The organism is uncultured Roseobacter sp., from assembly GCF_947495025.1.
Classification (GTDB): Bacteria; Pseudomonadota; Alphaproteobacteria; order Rhodobacterales; family Rhodobacteraceae; genus Roseobacter.
Window position 1 is genome coordinate 297,071 of the sequence record NZ_CANLXG010000003.1, and the last position, 13,952, is coordinate 311,022.

The 13,952-nt window shown below is 58.1% G+C and carries 18 protein-coding genes and 1 tRNA gene; 9 read left to right on the forward strand and 10 right to left on the reverse strand.

What is annotated here, in order from left to right:
* Positions 1–15 precede the first annotated feature (15 nt).
* Positions 16–690: a TIGR04283 family arsenosugar biosynthesis glycosyltransferase gene (locus Q0792_RS15615; RefSeq protein WP_298842779.1), complete on the reverse strand. Its 675-nt coding sequence runs from the start codon at positions 688–690 to the stop codon at positions 16–18.
* Positions 691–759: 69 nt separating this feature from the next.
* Here Q0792_RS15615 and Q0792_RS15620 point away from each other — a divergent pair, with 69 nt between their 5' ends.
* Positions 760–1,500: a folate-binding protein gene (locus Q0792_RS15620; RefSeq protein WP_298842783.1), complete on the forward strand. Its 741-nt coding sequence runs from the start codon at positions 760–762 to the stop codon at positions 1,498–1,500.
* A gap of 51 nt (positions 1,501–1,551) precedes the next feature.
* Here Q0792_RS15620 and efp read toward each other — a convergent pair whose 3' ends face one another.
* On the reverse strand, positions 1,552–2,115 hold the full coding sequence (gene efp, locus Q0792_RS15625) for an elongation factor P (RefSeq protein ID WP_298842786.1): 564 nt from the start codon (positions 2,113–2,115) through the stop codon (positions 1,552–1,554).
* 220 nt (positions 2,116–2,335) lie between these two features.
* Between efp and Q0792_RS15630 the strand changes: the two genes are divergently transcribed.
* Complete coding sequence (locus tag Q0792_RS15630; RefSeq protein ID WP_298842792.1) at positions 2,336–2,656, forward strand: DUF6280 family protein; 321 nt, start codon at positions 2,336–2,338, stop codon at positions 2,654–2,656.
* Positions 2,657–2,713: 57 nt separating this feature from the next.
* On the opposite strand, the gene Q0792_RS15635 is transcribed toward Q0792_RS15630, so the two are convergent.
* The gene (locus Q0792_RS15635) at positions 2,714–3,292 is read right to left on the reverse strand and encodes a cobalamin biosynthesis protein CobQ (protein WP_298842795.1); all 579 of its coding nucleotides are present in this window, start codon (positions 3,290–3,292) and stop codon (positions 2,714–2,716) included.
* A 62-nt stretch (positions 3,293–3,354) separates the two neighbouring features.
* Here Q0792_RS15635 and Q0792_RS15640 point away from each other — a divergent pair, with 62 nt between their 5' ends.
* Positions 3,355–4,809: a cobyric acid synthase gene (locus Q0792_RS15640; RefSeq protein ID WP_298842797.1), complete on the forward strand. Its 1,455-nt coding sequence runs from the start codon at positions 3,355–3,357 to the stop codon at positions 4,807–4,809.
* A gap of 8 nt (positions 4,810–4,817) precedes the next feature.
* Here Q0792_RS15640 and Q0792_RS15645 read toward each other — a convergent pair whose 3' ends face one another.
* The 3 genes from Q0792_RS15645 to Q0792_RS15655 all read right to left on the reverse strand — a co-directional run bounded on the left by Q0792_RS15645 (position 4,818) and on the right by Q0792_RS15655 (position 7,762).
* Positions 4,818–5,552, reverse strand: a complete 735-nt coding sequence (locus Q0792_RS15645) for a hypothetical protein (RefSeq protein ID WP_298842799.1) — start codon at positions 5,550–5,552, stop codon at positions 4,818–4,820.
* A 69-nt stretch (positions 5,553–5,621) separates the two neighbouring features.
* On the reverse strand, positions 5,622–7,052 hold the full coding sequence (locus Q0792_RS15650) for a TolC family outer membrane protein (RefSeq protein ID WP_298842802.1): 1,431 nt from the start codon (positions 7,050–7,052) through the stop codon (positions 5,622–5,624).
* Positions 7,053–7,108: 56 nt separating this feature from the next.
* On the reverse strand, positions 7,109–7,762 hold the full coding sequence (locus Q0792_RS15655) for a protein-L-isoaspartate O-methyltransferase (RefSeq protein WP_298842804.1): 654 nt from the start codon (positions 7,760–7,762) through the stop codon (positions 7,109–7,111).
* Positions 7,763–7,908: 146 nt separating this feature from the next.
* On the opposite strand from Q0792_RS15655, the gene Q0792_RS15660 reads away from it, so the two are divergent.
* A tRNA-Cys gene (locus tag Q0792_RS15660) sits at positions 7,909–7,982 on the forward strand.
* 62 nt (positions 7,983–8,044) lie between these two features.
* Here the strand turns inward: Q0792_RS15660 and Q0792_RS15665 are convergent.
* Complete coding sequence (locus Q0792_RS15665; RefSeq protein ID WP_298842807.1) at positions 8,045–9,121, reverse strand: tyrosine-type recombinase/integrase; 1,077 nt, start codon at positions 9,119–9,121, stop codon at positions 8,045–8,047.
* Entirely contained in the window at positions 9,108–9,365 is a 258-nt protein-coding gene (locus Q0792_RS15670; protein WP_088634877.1) for a hypothetical protein, read from the reverse strand. The genes Q0792_RS15665 and Q0792_RS15670 overlap by 14 nt, the downstream gene beginning before the upstream one ends.
* A gap of 227 nt (positions 9,366–9,592) precedes the next feature.
* On the opposite strand from Q0792_RS15670, the gene Q0792_RS15675 reads away from it, so the two are divergent.
* Positions 9,593–9,898, forward strand: coding sequence for a hypothetical protein (locus Q0792_RS15675; RefSeq protein WP_050673817.1), 306 nt, complete (start codon positions 9,593–9,595; stop codon positions 9,896–9,898).
* A 2-nt stretch (positions 9,899–9,900) separates the two neighbouring features.
* Here the strand turns inward: Q0792_RS15675 and Q0792_RS15680 are convergent, their stop codons facing one another.
* Positions 9,901–10,500, reverse strand: coding sequence for a hypothetical protein (locus Q0792_RS15680; protein ID WP_298842824.1), 600 nt, complete (start codon positions 10,498–10,500; stop codon positions 9,901–9,903).
* Between the two features lie 200 nt (positions 10,501–10,700).
* On the opposite strand from Q0792_RS15680, the gene Q0792_RS15685 reads away from it, so the two are divergent.
* The 3 genes from Q0792_RS15685 to Q0792_RS15695 all read left to right on the forward strand — a co-directional run bounded on the left by Q0792_RS15685 (position 10,701) and on the right by Q0792_RS15695 (position 13,069).
* Complete coding sequence (locus tag Q0792_RS15685) at positions 10,701–10,913, forward strand: helix-turn-helix transcriptional regulator (protein ID WP_298842829.1); 213 nt, start codon at positions 10,701–10,703, stop codon at positions 10,911–10,913.
* A gap of 2 nt (positions 10,914–10,915) precedes the next feature.
* The gene (locus Q0792_RS15690; RefSeq protein WP_298842832.1) at positions 10,916–11,116 is read left to right on the forward strand and encodes a hypothetical protein; all 201 of its coding nucleotides are present in this window, start codon (positions 10,916–10,918) and stop codon (positions 11,114–11,116) included.
* Positions 11,117–11,242: 126 nt separating this feature from the next.
* On the forward strand, positions 11,243–13,069 hold the full coding sequence (locus Q0792_RS15695; RefSeq protein ID WP_298842835.1) for an AAA family ATPase: 1,827 nt from the start codon (positions 11,243–11,245) through the stop codon (positions 13,067–13,069).
* Between the two features lie 88 nt (positions 13,070–13,157).
* Here Q0792_RS15695 and Q0792_RS15700 read toward each other — a convergent pair whose 3' ends face one another.
* Entirely contained in the window at positions 13,158–13,415 is a 258-nt protein-coding gene (locus tag Q0792_RS15700; RefSeq protein WP_298843830.1) for a hypothetical protein, read from the reverse strand.
* 193 nt (positions 13,416–13,608) lie between these two features.
* On the opposite strand from Q0792_RS15700, the gene Q0792_RS15705 reads away from it, so the two are divergent.
* Positions 13,609–13,935: a hypothetical protein gene (locus tag Q0792_RS15705; RefSeq protein WP_298842838.1), complete on the forward strand. Its 327-nt coding sequence runs from the start codon at positions 13,609–13,611 to the stop codon at positions 13,933–13,935.
* Positions 13,936–13,952: the final 17 nt, after the last annotated feature.

Below are 13,952 nucleotides of genomic sequence, written 5' to 3' on the forward strand. Positions count from 1 at the left end.
GCAGCGCAGCCGATTTCAGCGCCGGTACTGCCTGGCAAGGACGGACACATCCACACCGGCGAAATAACGCAGCAGTGTCCAGAGGTTTCTGGCACCACGCCGAAGCCAGCCCTGCGACCTGTAGCGCTCTGGCGAGGTCCCGGCCACAGCCTCGATACGCGCCAGACGCCCGCGCAGGGCACGCGCGATCGCGACGTCCTCCATCAGCGGCTGATCGGGATATCCGCCAACGGCCTGATACAGCGCACGGGGCAGCAACAGCCCCTGATCGCCGTAGGGCAGGCCAAGCAGACTGCGCAGGTTCGCCCAGCCCGCCACAAACCGACCAGCGAGGCCACCCCGTGTAAAGGCAAGACGAAACCAGCCCGCCCGGTCGGTCTCCAGATGCTGAACGACCGGACCAACCCAGTCCGGAGCGAGTGCCGTATCCGCGTGCAACACCAGTAACCAGGCGCCCTGCGCCCCGTCACACCCGCGCCTGAGCTGCCCCCCGCGGGATGCGGCACCGCTCACCACCTCAGCACCCCAGGCCCGTGCCACGGCGACAGTTGCGTCCGCCGACCCGCCATCTGACACGATGACTTCACGGATAAGGCCGGCCTCGAGCCCGGGCAGCAGTGCGCCGAGACAGATGCCCAGCTGGTGTTCTGCATTCAGTGTCGGCACGATGACCGATATGGGAGCCCGCATACGTCTCCGCCCCTTCCGTTTGGCGTTGCCGGCGTTATATGACAGTCAGCACGCAAAGAGGAGCCCCCCATGTCCAAACGTCGCATCCTTCAACTCACAGGCGAAGACGTACCGGACTTCCTTCAGGGGCTGATCACCAACGACATTGGCGGGCTCAAAGACGGGCTGGTCTATGCGGCCCTGCTGACGCCTCAGGGCAAGTATATCTCGGATTTCTTTGTGGTTCCGCAGACAGATGGGGTGCTTCTGGACGTGACCGACGATCAGGCAGACATGCTTGTGCAGCGCCTGAGCATGTACAAACTGCGTGCTGATGTGACAATTTCCCAGACCGGTCTGCACCTGCACAGGGGAACCGGTGACATACCATCGGACGGGTTCGCTGACCCCCGCCACGCCTCTCTGGGCTGGCGCGCCTACCGCGATCATGCACAGGCCGACGACACCACTGACTGGACTGCGATACGCGTGGCCGCAATGATCCCGGAAAGTGGTGTGGAACTCACACCCGATACCTTTATCCTCGAAGTCGGGTTCGAGCGGCTCAACGGTGTGGATTTCCGCAAAGGCTGTTATGTGGGCCAGGAGGTCACAGCCCGGATGAAACACAAGACAGAACTGCGCAAGGGGCTGGCTCTTGTCTCTGTTTCAGGCGCGGCAGAGCCCGGTACCGAAATCACGGCCGGTGGCAGAGCTGCCGGAAAGCTGCTCAGCCGGAGCGGCGACACCGCCCTGGCCTATCTGCGGTTTGATCGTGCTGGTGGCGAAATGCAGGCCGGAGAGGCCCGGCTGACCCGTATCGCGACGTAAAAACGCCCCGCGGACGGATCCCGGGGCGTCACGTGCTGGTGCCTGCGGACCTCAGGCGCGCTCGGCGTATTCCATTGTCTCGGTGTTCACAACGATGTCCTCGTCCTGACCTACGAATGGCGGGACCATCACCTTGACGCCGTTGTCGAGGATCGCAGGCTTGAAAGAGTTCGCAGCGGTCTGGCCTTTGACGACCGGTTCGGTTTCCACGATTTTGCAGGTCACTTTCTGCGGGAGCGTGGCATTCAGCGCTTCTTCTTCGTAGAATTCCACGACAATCGTCATTCCGTCCTGCAGAAAAGGGCGACGCTCACCCAGAAGTTCGGCCGGCAACTGCACCTGTTCGTAGGTTTCAGTGTCCATCACCACGAGCATGCCGTCATCTTCGTAGAGGAACTGCTGGTCTTTCTGTTCCAGCCGCACGCGCTCAACTTTGTCGGCGCTGCGAAAACGTTCATTCAGTTTGGAACCATTACGCAGGTTGCGCAGTTCTACCTGTGCGAACGCCCCACCCTTACCGGGTTTTACATGATCGACCTTCACCGCGGCCCAGAGGCCATCGTTATGCTCCAGAACATTTCCAGGCCGGATCTCGTTACCGTTGATTTTTGGCATGTGGCTTACCTGTGTCCAAAGGTTGATGAAAAGTTGATGAACCCTATATCTGGGAGGAATGAGGGTGACAAGACAACGATATCTCGTGCTGCACATGCAGAAAGCCATGCAAATTGTGCATATAAGGCATGCAAAAACAGGGTATCCGAATCGGGCAAAACCCGTCATAACGGGCGTCACGCCGAAAAGACAAGAGCAAGAATAATGGAAAGGACGACGGATGAAAGACTTCGTTGACGGCACAGCCTTCAATAACGAGCAAGGCAACCGTGCACGCAAACTTTTCGCAGCCGTGGTACTGGCTGCACTGGACGATGCGATTGCAGACGACAAGAAGTACGGCAACGGGCCGGAACAGATTGCCCGCTGGGCACGCTCGCGCGACGGGCGTGAGGTTCTGAGCTGTGCCGGAATTGACCCGAACGAACGTGTTGTTCAGGGTCTGATGGAATTTGTGGGCAAAGGCGTGCGGACTTCCGTCGCCCTGTCCCGCGAGGAATCGGAGCGTCGCAACGCGGCGCAGCAGGCCGAAGCAGCCTGACAACCAACTGATTTCAGAAAATAAAAGCGCGTCCGCAAACCGGGCGCGTTTTTTTATTCAGGCAATATTAAAGACAAAGAGCCACTGGCGCACCACCCACAGTTCGGCTGCCAGCAGCAACAGGACAAATACTGAAAGTCCGGCACCGATCCCGCGCCGCCAGAGCAGAAACGCCGCCACGGTTGCGGCAAATGCCTCCAGGGGGGCAACAAATGCAGCACCCTGATCCCTGTCCCAATAGCTGAACGGGCTTTCAAAAATCCAGCCACTGACAGGCCAGAAATGCGCGCGCCCGTCGTCGTGGTGCAGGGGAAAGTCGAAGCACAGGTGCAGAAGAGCTGCGCCTGTCAGCGCAACAGCCCATGGCGCCCGACGCCAGATCGCAGCAGCCAGAAGCACACCCCAGACGACAAACGAATTGTCGATGGCGAAAACCGTCTGCCAGCTGTCCGAAAAGTAGAGTTCGTTAAAGACCCGCTGCGGCGGAATCCCGAACACGTACATCGCCCCGCCAGCCAGCACGTAAAGCGACAGATCAGGCATCAGAGCACCCAGAAAAGCGGCCAGAATGATCCCGCGGTCTGCGCTGCGCGTCATTGCGGCAGCCCCCAGCAGAAGATGTGCAGGCGTGTTCATCTTTGTTCCTTTTCTTTGGTCCGATCATGCGGCAGTTTGCCCGGAGAATGAAGAGGTGGCAGATGCGCGGCAAAGCCATAATGATCCAGGGCACCGGAACGAATACAGGCAAGTCCATGCTTGTCGCGGGCCTCGCGCGCGCCTTCTCAAAAAGGGGGCTGAATGTGCGCCCGTTCAAGCCTCAGAATATGTCCAACAACGCGGCCGTCACGCCCGGCGGCGGCGAAATCGGCCGCGCTCAGGCGCTGCAGGCGATGGCGGCCGGCGTGCCTGCCCATGTGGACATGAACCCGATCCTGCTCAAGCCGCAGACATCGACCGGTGCGCAGGTGATCGTGCAGGGACAGGTTGCCGGTACGCAGGAGGCGCGTGATTTCGGCCGCAACCGTGAAAGCCTGATGCCGCGCGTACTGGAGAGTTTTGAGCGGCTGCGTGGCGCGGCAGACCTCGTTCTGGTCGAGGGGGCCGGCAGCCCCGCAGAAACCAACCTGCGCGCGCGCGACATTGCCAACATGGGGTTTGCCCGGACAGCCGATGTGCCGGTGATCCTGGCAGGCGACATAGACCGTGGTGGCGTGATCGCTCAGATCGTCGGCACGCAGGCCGTTCTGGATGCAGAAGATAACGCGATGATCGCGGGCTTTTTGGTGAACAAATTCCGGGGGGATGTCACATTGTTTGACGGCGGGCGTGATGACATCGCAACGCGGACGGGCTGGCCCTGTCTTGGTGTCGTCCCGTGGTTCGATGCGGCGCGGAAACTGCCCGCCGAGGATGTGATGGACCTGCCGGCGCGGTCTCAGTCCGGTGGACAGGGTATCCGCGTGGTGGTCCCCCGCCTGCCCCGGATTTCCAACTTTGACGATCTGGATCCGCTGGCGGCAGAGCCTGGGATCGACCTGGTGGTGGCTGAACCGGGTGCGCCATTGCCGCGGGACGCCGATGTTATCCTTCTGGTTGGCAGCAAGGCGACCCTCAGCGATCTGTCTGCACTTCGGGCAGAAGGATGGGACAAGGATATTCTGTCGCACGTACGGCACGGCGGTCATATTCTGGGCCTTTGTGGCGGCTACCAGATTCTGGGGAACCGGATTTCTGATCCTGAAGGTATCGAAGGCCCTCCGGCATCAGCCCCCGGGCTGGGATTGCTCGACGTGGAGTCCGCACTGGTACCGGTCAAGGAACTGGCGCTGCGCGAGGGGCGCGCGTTGCTCACAGATACGCCGCTCACAGGTTATGAAATCCACATGGGGCGCACCAGCGGCCCGGACTGCGCGCGGGGCTGGCTGGATTTTGGCAAAGGCCCGGAAGGGGCCGCATCCGCAGACGGCCGGATCCGAGGTTGCTATCAGCACGGTATTTTCACATCAGACGCGTTCCGTGCAGCCTGGATGCAGGACCTGGGGCAGACATCCGAACGCGCCTATGCGCAGGAAGTCGAGCAGACCCTTGATGCGCTGGCGGCACATCTCGAAGCGACAATCGATCTGGATCTGCTGATGCGGCTGGCCCGGTAAACGTGCGGTCAGTCAAGGTCGCGGGTGGCAAGGGCCTGCATGATCTCGCGGCGCACCAGTTTGCGTACGTTGCGCGTGATGCGCTCACCCAGATCGCCCTGCAGCTCGCGCCGCACGATCTCTGAAACCAGTGCCGTCAGAGCCGCCTCGTCAAGAACCTGCTCTTCGCCTTGCGCGCGGGACTGCGCCGGCGCGGCACCGGCAGGCGCATGCGTCTCGTCGCCGACAGAAGCCACGGGTGTCATCGGCATCCCGCTGTCTGCAAGGGGTGCGCCGGTACCGTCCAGATCAACAGTGCTCTGCAGAGACACTGATGGTGCGCGGGTGCCGGCATAGGCATCGCGGCCATCGCCGTCTGGCTCCCACTGTTCTGACCGACCAGCAATTGCAGTTTCGAGCGCTGCTATCTTGTCCGCCAGACTGCTGGTAGCGCGCCGGGAGTCCGATTGCGCGGCCCCGTTGTTGTGGCGGATGAACTCGGGAACAGGCAGATCCGCGTCATCCTGCGGCGTCTGCCGGATGGCGTCTTCGGGCATCAGGGTCAGAACGGTTCTGTCGGATGTCGTATTAAGCTGTGGCGCGGGTTCGTCTGACACCGCGCTGCCGACGCGCTGTTGTGGCGACAGAACCAGCCGCTGGCTTTCATCAGCCTGCGGCGTGTTTCCACGCTTGTTATCACTGACCAGCCGCCGGATCGACGAAAGGACATCTTCTACCTGAGAATTTGTTACCGGATTCGACATACTGCACCACTCTTGCCCGCCCCGATCCTAACCCGGCGCAGGCAGTGGCACAATGCCTGGCGTCGGATGTCAGTTTTTTTGCAGAGACTTCAGCACTCGGTCCAGCTTCTGCCCCTGGGCAGACCGCGCAACGGGCGCGTCCTTGACGAGGTTGTAATATGCCGTGGGATCATATTGCTGAACGCCCAGACCCAGATCTCTGGCAGTAAGCCGGCCCGTTGCCTGCAGCACTGAATAGGCTGCAACATAGACATTGGCCTCAGCCGAAATCCGCGAGGTTTCCGCGTCCAGCAGTTCCTGTTCCGCGTCCAGCACGTCGAGTGTTGTCCTGGCCCCCAGCTGGGCTTCTTCGCGCACACCGTCAAAGGCAATGCGCGCCGCGCGGATCCGCTCTTCGGATGCAGAAAGGCTTGCCTGCTGCGCCGACAGCTGAGCATAGGCGGACCCCACGTTCTGCGAAATCGTCTTCTGTACCTCAAATAGGTTCCCGCGCTGCGCATCCCTGGAAGCGATGGCCTGGCGGATCGAGGAATCGATCAGCCCGCCCTGATAGATCGGCCCGGACAGCGTGATTCCGATGCTGCCGGAATTTGTATACGAGCTGTCGCCCAGGTTTTCCTGAACATTCAGAGCGCCGTTGGCGTTCAGCCGCGGCTTGATGCCGGCTTCGGCCCGCAGAATATTGAGTTCGGCTGCTGCCACCGAATGCTGTGCTGCTCGCAGGTCAGGGTGAACGCGCAGTGCCTGAGAGCGCGCGGCCTCGACATCACTGCCAAAGGACGGCAGAGACGGCGGCGTTGTCAGCTGGCCGGGGGTCCGGCCCACAACATTGCGATATTCTTCGATCGCCTGCTGCAGGTCACCCTGAGCTGTCGCGAGACCACTGCGCGCTTCTGCCAGCTGTGCTTCGGCCTGCGCCACGTCGGTTCTTGTCACCTCACCCACTTCGAAACGGTCCTGTGCGGCGCGCAGTTCCTGTTGCAGAAGGTTCAGGTTGTTGCGGCGCAGTTCAACAAACTCGCGCAGGGAGCGGACATTCAGAAAGGCAGAAACAGCACGCAGCAGGACCTGCTGTTCGATGCTGATCAGCTGCTGGCGCGTGGCCAGAACGGTTTCCTTTGCCGCTTCGATACCCAGCTGCGTTGCGCCAAAATCATACAGCAGCAGTTCGGCGACAAGACCGACCGAAGCGGTGGTCGACTCCAGATTATTCGTGCTGGGCAAACCGCTGAAGGAGGAAATACTGCGCGTGTCGCCGAAATCCCGTGTCACACTGGCTGTATAATTGATAACCGGCTTCAGTGCCGCCGCAGCTCCGGCAACATCCTCATCCGCCGCACGCAGCAGCGCGCGGTTCTGATCCAGCAGACCACTGTTGTTATACGCGCCCACCAGTGCGTCTGCGAGAGTCTCGGCATGCACCGTGCCCCCCGCAGTGATCACGAAAATACCGATCGCTGCCCGTTGCAGTGTCTTTCTGACTGCTTTTGTTATTGTCATACCTGTCATCCGTTGCACCTCTGCGGTTTTGCCGGGCCTGCTACCGGCTGGATTGTTCAGAATTCAAATGCTGCTGCGCGGTCAAAGCCCGGAAGAACCGGTGCGCCCGCGTTAAAGGACATCCGCCAGGACACCGCACCATCACTTTTGCGTCCGATACGGACCTCTCCCAGCGCGCCCTCGACAAAGAGACATGCGATGCGGCCGCCTTCCTTGAGCTGGTCCATCAATGCATCCGGCAGTTCACGTACACCGCCCTGCACCACCATGACATCATACGGGCCATGCTGGGCTGCGCCCTCTGTCAGCGGTCCTTCATGCATGATGACATTATCCGCACCGGCTTCCGACAAAGCCTCCTGCGCGTCACGCGCCATATCAGGATCTTCCTCAACGGCAACCACCGCCTCGGCCATATGTGCAATAACGGCAGAAGAATAGCCCAGACCGACCCCGATATCGAGCACCAGCTCGGCGTTTGACACATCCAGTGCATCCAGCATTTTGGCCAGCGTTCTAGGCTCGAGCATGACCCGGCCCGGCGCAAGTGGCAGGTTCTCCCCCATGTATGCCGCCTCTCTGTGGCTGGCGGGCACAAAATCCTCGCGCCGCACCGTCAGCATCGCATCAATTATAGGGAATTTCGTGACGTCGGACGGACGGATCTGCGTATCCACCATCATTGTGCGTCGGGCTGCAAAGTCAGTCATGCGTCTAAACTCATCCGTTCAGAAAATGTTCAACCAGATGTGGCACAGTTGCGGCGCTGCGGCAACGCCCGACACGCGAATTTTGGCAATCTGTGGCACTTGCGACCGCCTGCATTATCGGTTAGCTCTGCGCGCACACCACCGGCGGCGAGTTGGCGGAGTGGTGACGCAGCGGATTGCAAATCCGTGTACACCGGTTCGATTCCGGTACTCGCCTCCATTTAAAAACAATCACTTACATCACTCCTTGCCGTGTTTGAGACCCCGCGTTTACAGGGGCGTTTACATTTTTGTGTCTTGAGACAGTGATTTTGCTCGATTGAGCTTGCGCAGAACCGCATCGCTTTCGTCCGGGCTAACCTGCGCATAATGCTCGATTACCTGCGCCGCATAGCGAACCGACCACCCCATCAGCACCGCAATCTGACGCAGGGACAGATCGGCATTTAGCAGTCTTGTCGCTGCCGTCCCGCGCGTATCAGACAAAGTCTTCTCCCTGCCGTCGATCCAAGGGGGGATCTGAGCTTCGCGCCGCCACTTGGTGATCTGGTTCGATGCCCAACGGGCCGTCAAAGGCCTGCCAAGCTCTGATACCAGCAACATTTCTTGGCCTTCCGGCGTCTCTGCGATCAGTTTCGCAAGGGCCGATGTGGCAGGGATATATGCGATCTGGCCGCGCTTACTGGTCCTGAAACGAAGGCGTTTGCCGTGCGGCGTGTCTTCGAATTGGTCCATTTTGACCTGAACCAGATCGGCCGCTCGCAAGCCGGTTTCGCATCCGGCGGTCAGGATCCTTTGGACCCACTTGGGTGCATGTTTGTTAAACTGAGCGATGTCGCCGCTCGTCCAGATGATCTCTGTCCGGTTCGATTGGTAGAGCTTCTTGAGCTTGTGGCAGTGATGCTCTTTCAGCTTCCCCTCTTCCACCGCCCAATTGAGGGCGCGCGTCGCATGGGTGCCCGCCATATCGTGCTGCTTGGGCGAATGAAGCCACTTCTTGCGCCAATTGTTAACCTCGCCTCTTGAGGCGCGCTCTTCGAACATCGCGACAGGATCGGCACCGAACTCCTCGCGAAACAACTCCAGCCATTTGCGGATATCAGCCTTTGAACGCTCGGCCTTGGGCAGCGACGCACTGGACAGGAAATCGTCGACCAAGTGAGTCGTCAGATATTCAGCCGGGCTCACAGGGGTGCCACACTGAGAAAACGCATGGAAGAATTCGGGCTCTTTGGGGTTTGGGTCCGTCCCTTCCCAAAATTTGGGGCCACCCCGCCAAGCATAGAAATGGTAGCGAACACCGGACACGACCTTGCGCCGGACACGGTGGACGCCCTTGGGAAGATTACTTCTGGGCACGGCGCGCTCTCCGCTGTGCAACGAGGCTCGGTTGCGACGTGGCCTCGCGTTCTGCCGCGCTGATACCCTGAACAGCATCCAATCGCGCGCGGATGAGTTTCGGGTCATACCACCCGCGCCGGCCGGGCACTGGAGCGATACCAGTCCTGCGGCAAAAGTCGTAGAAAGACGCGCTCGGCTCGTTGTAGCCGAAGAGAAGCGCAAGCTCTGGGGTCGGAATCAGCTGAATATGGCTTGGGCTCATTTTTCGGCCCTTTCACCCACGGCTTCCTGTCGCGACATGGCTGCCCGCAAACAAGACACCACCTGCGCGCCCTGTGAGCGCAAGTTCCGCACAGCTTCTTCTTCAAGCCAGGCTTTGACGTCCGCTGGTAGGTTCAGTTTGAATTGGGTTGTCTTCATATTTACACCTCAACAAAAGGACATAAAATGTCCATACCATTGAGGACAAATATTGTCCATCATCGAATCATGAAAGAAGAAGCCTTGGTCCAATTCAAACTCTTGCTTCCTGCCGCGCTCAAGAAGCGCCTGGAAACGCATGCAACACTGAACCGGCGCAGCCTGTCTCAAGAAATCGTCGTCGCCCTTGAGGAGAAGTATCCGGCCGCAGAACCGGATGCGACATCCGATCCAGCGGCCCGTATGCTGTTCTGGCTCGCCAAACGCATCCGTCGAAGAAACCCAAAGCCTGGGACGCCAAGGGACAAACAAGCCGCCCTGTATGAGCGCATTGCGGGCGACATTGCTGAACGCATGAAGGACATCGGCGAATAACCCTAGTAGGCCACCCACTCATATCCGTGGTTGCCTTCGTGATCCTCCCATTCAACACCGACCCCGCGACGCCAGCTTGACGACGAACAGCGCCGTGACGGCAGAACCCATTGCGGGGCGGCGGCTGGTGTCGTGCGTTGCCAGCCAAATTCGCCTTGTGTGCCGTAGGTCCCGAGGCGCATGTAATAACTCTCAGAGCAATCATCGTCGCGGCCGCGTTCGCGATGGCTGTAGTGCCGAACATCCCAAACACGGATCGAGCGCACAAAATCGAATTCCAGACCACTGATGTCGATATCGGCACCATCTTCGACCACCTGTGTCAGAATGACTTGGCCGAACGTCTGACCTGATTGGTTGCTGGCCTCCCAGATTTTCGGGGCCGTGCTTTGCAAAGGCGCGCGCTCAGAAACACCCATCGGGCAGCGCCAGATTTGCAACGGCGGCTCTATTGGCCAGGGCGTAATCCTGCGGATAAACACGGCGCGGGCATGGGCACATTCTGCGGACGCGGGCCACCCACCAGCCAGGCAAAGCAGAATGGCGCAGTCAACCTGATAGGCTTTCGCCGCTTGTGGAGCCACGGTTGAAAGCAAAGCCATAGCGACCCCGCCGAGCCAATTCTTGATGAATCTGCACCGCATATCAATTCATGCCTTTTGATTACATTACTGCACTATTGTTACCCTACCGCCACTCTCTGCCTTTACACCATATGCGAGCATGCTCTTTCTGAGGCTCGCGCGTGTTTTGTGGAATATATTCCGTAGAGCGGTTCGTGTGATCTGGCCGAATACAGGCCATGAAATTGAGGGAACAAGTAGGGCTAAACATCCGGAATTTAAGAAATTCCAAAGGTATGAGCCAAGAACAACTAGCTTTGGCTGCAGACGTGGACCGCAGCTACATCAGCGAGATCGAACTCGCCAAGAATTCAGCATCAATCGATATTCTGGAGCAGATTGCGCTTGCCCTCGAAGTTGCCCCGAAGGAATTGTTTAACGAGAGGGGCTAGTTTTGCCCAAACTTGATAGTGTTCGCAAGACGGCCGAAGCCATCGGCCGTATTTCATGCATCAAATCAGGTGAAGAAATCGGCCTTCTGTATCGCTGGGACAACGGCGAGACGCAGGCAGCGCTGTACGAAGACGGCCTCCCTACAGCACCCGACTGCTTAAATCGTACAGCTGAACCGGAAGTTGGCACAAAACGCGGCTAACGGCTCGACACTCCCCGATGTGAGCGATGCTGCGTATTGTTCGAAAGGCAGCAAATAAGAGTTCACGACTCGCAAACTGACCCTCTCAGAAGTATATTGAGGCAACGATTGAACTTGGGGCAGATTATGCGGCTTTCAGAATTTTGTATCACGAATTATCGAAACATCATTAATTCCGGATGGATCAAGGCAACCGACGTGACGGCGATCGTCGGACAGAACGAAGCGGGGAAGAGCAATCTCTTTGAGGCGCTGTATTGTCTGCACTCCTACGTCGACACTCGGTATAACCCGGATGAGGACTGGCCGGTCGACGATTGGAAGGGCAAGAAAAATGCGGACGGAAAGCCCGTGGCCCAAGCATACTTTGAATTTGGTCCAGGGGAAGCCGAAGCTCTGTTTGAGTTTGCCGCGGAAAAACAGACCGATGATGAAGGAAATGAGCTTCAAGCCGCGATCGATGAGCCTCCCGATGGGCTTCGTCTCTTCGCCCGCCGCAGCTATGGCCACCGTACTGGCTTTTACTTGCACGATCAGCAAGGCAACGTGATCCCTGCGGTTGATTTAAAGCTATCTAACGAAAAAGTATCCGAGTGGGCTGTTGAGCACGTCCCGCGCTTCGTCCTGATTCAGGACTATGAATTTTCCGGAGCACAGGTTGAGTTGAACGAGCTTAAGAGCCGACTGGACGCGGCGGGTGGCCGTAGCCATGAGCTCTCCGTTGACGACCAGACGATCCTGATTGTGCTGGACCTAGCTGAGATTGATCTCGAGGACTTTGTTGAGAAAGGCGGTACCGCAGAGGGTCGAACCCTACGCCAGTTCGATAAGCGCGCCGCCTCTGCCTACCTGACACAACAGTTTCAGAAGTTGTGGAAGCAGAAGAAGGTCAAGTTCGATATTGATGTTGACGGTCCAACACTGAACATCTTCGCCGAAGACGAAGCGATTGGCTTTCCTGTGCGTCTAAATCGGCGTTCTACCGGATTCCGGTGGTATGTTTCTTTCGCTTGGAAGTTTACCCACGCCTCAGAGGGTGATTTCGAGAATTGCACGCTTCTACTGGAAGAGCCTGGCATCCACCTTCACTACAGTGGCCAACGTGACCTCTTGGGCGTTTTTGAAGACCTGTCATCTACGAACACAGTCATGTACACAACACATCTATCTTCGATGGTCGATCAAGCAAATCCCGAGCGGGTGCGCATCATCGAAACTGATGCCAACCACCATCTGCAGGTTACACATGGCGTTGTTAGCAGCCAATCAGCACCGATGGCTGTCATTGAAAGCGCTCTTGGCTTGACGCCCGATCTTTCTGGGATGCTCGGCAATCGTAAGGTGTTGATTGTAGAGGGTGGAACCGATGCCCTGATCCTTAGTAAACTCTCGGGTTTACTCGCCAAAAGCGACAAGGTTGGACTGTCCGATCAAATATATTTATGGCCAGCTCAAACCTCGACCAAAGCACCAATGTACGCGGCGTTTGCGGTCGGCCAGCGGTGGGATGCCGGGGTTTTGCTCGACACCGATGAGGCAGGCCACCAAGCGCGCGCGAAGATCAAAGATATGAACCTCAAAGCCTACGCCGATGATACTGGACACGAGTTTCGGGTATTGATGCTTGGAGAAGCGGCTGGCGTGAAGAAAACAGATGTCGCGATTGAGGACCTATTTCCGGATGAATGGTTTCTCGATTGCGTTAATCGCGCCTATGGTCTGGCGCTAAAGCTGGAAGACCTTCCCGAAGACGGCTCGACACTGATTGCCAAGCGCGTGGAAATTGCCTTGAAGCAACGCCAAGGTCGAGATCTCAAGAAGAAGGATGTGCTAAATGAAATGCTGAGGGATTTCGACGGGTGGACGAAAATCAGTGACTTGCCGGAAGGCACCGCTGCCAATGCAGAACGCTTGTTCAAGAAGGTCAATGCTGCATTTGGGGTGGAGAGCTAGACTGTCTTTTCAGTTGCGAGCCAACAAGCGTTGGCGACCATCGTGGCAGAAATATTGAACGGGAGTTTTCTCTACGTGAGGAAGGGTTTCATTTCCTCACGCCGTCCAAAATCTCCAAAACGCGCGCATAGTCTCCACTGACCGCGCGCGCTTGCTCGAAGACCTCACGACGCTCCTGATCCAGACAACGGAAGTACCGCTCGACATCGGTAAAATACGTCTCGGCATCGCGCCTCAACAGGTCCGCATAGGCCCGCACGTCATCTGAAACGGCGGGCATCCAGGGCGGCGCAGGCGGCAAACAACTGCCCGCGATCGCGGCAGATCCCCAGCTCAGAACGACCATAGCCACGCATGTTTGTTTCAAAAGCGCCATATTATCTTGGCTCAGCCACTCCGTTGCAGTAAATTTGTTTCAACGCATGAAGGGTGCAATAACGCAAATTGCACCTATTGATTGCAACATTATAATATTGTATCGGTTCGGTAGTCCATGAGGGACTGCCGGGCTAATGCACAATTCTGCAAGGCTCGATCCTATGAATTTGATGCAAGACGTCCCCAATGTTGTCAGTGAAGACGGGCTGCGCACACTACTTGCCGAGGGTCATTCGGCGGATGTTGTGTGCCGGGTTACGCCCAAGCGTACAGGTGCTCAGTGGTCCGGAGTTTGGACCGTGCATTGCGTCTCGCCAGATGGCGAGACGCGTCGCCTGCTCGTCACTGCACGCAACAACATGGCAGCTCGGGAATTCAAGACAATCAATGGCTTATCCAGCTTCCTTGCGGGCCTTGGTGTTTCGATCGTCTCGATCCCGATGCTCGAAGGCAAAGTTGCCTCACACAAGCTGGACGACGGGGGCTAAGCTATTTACCGTCCTGG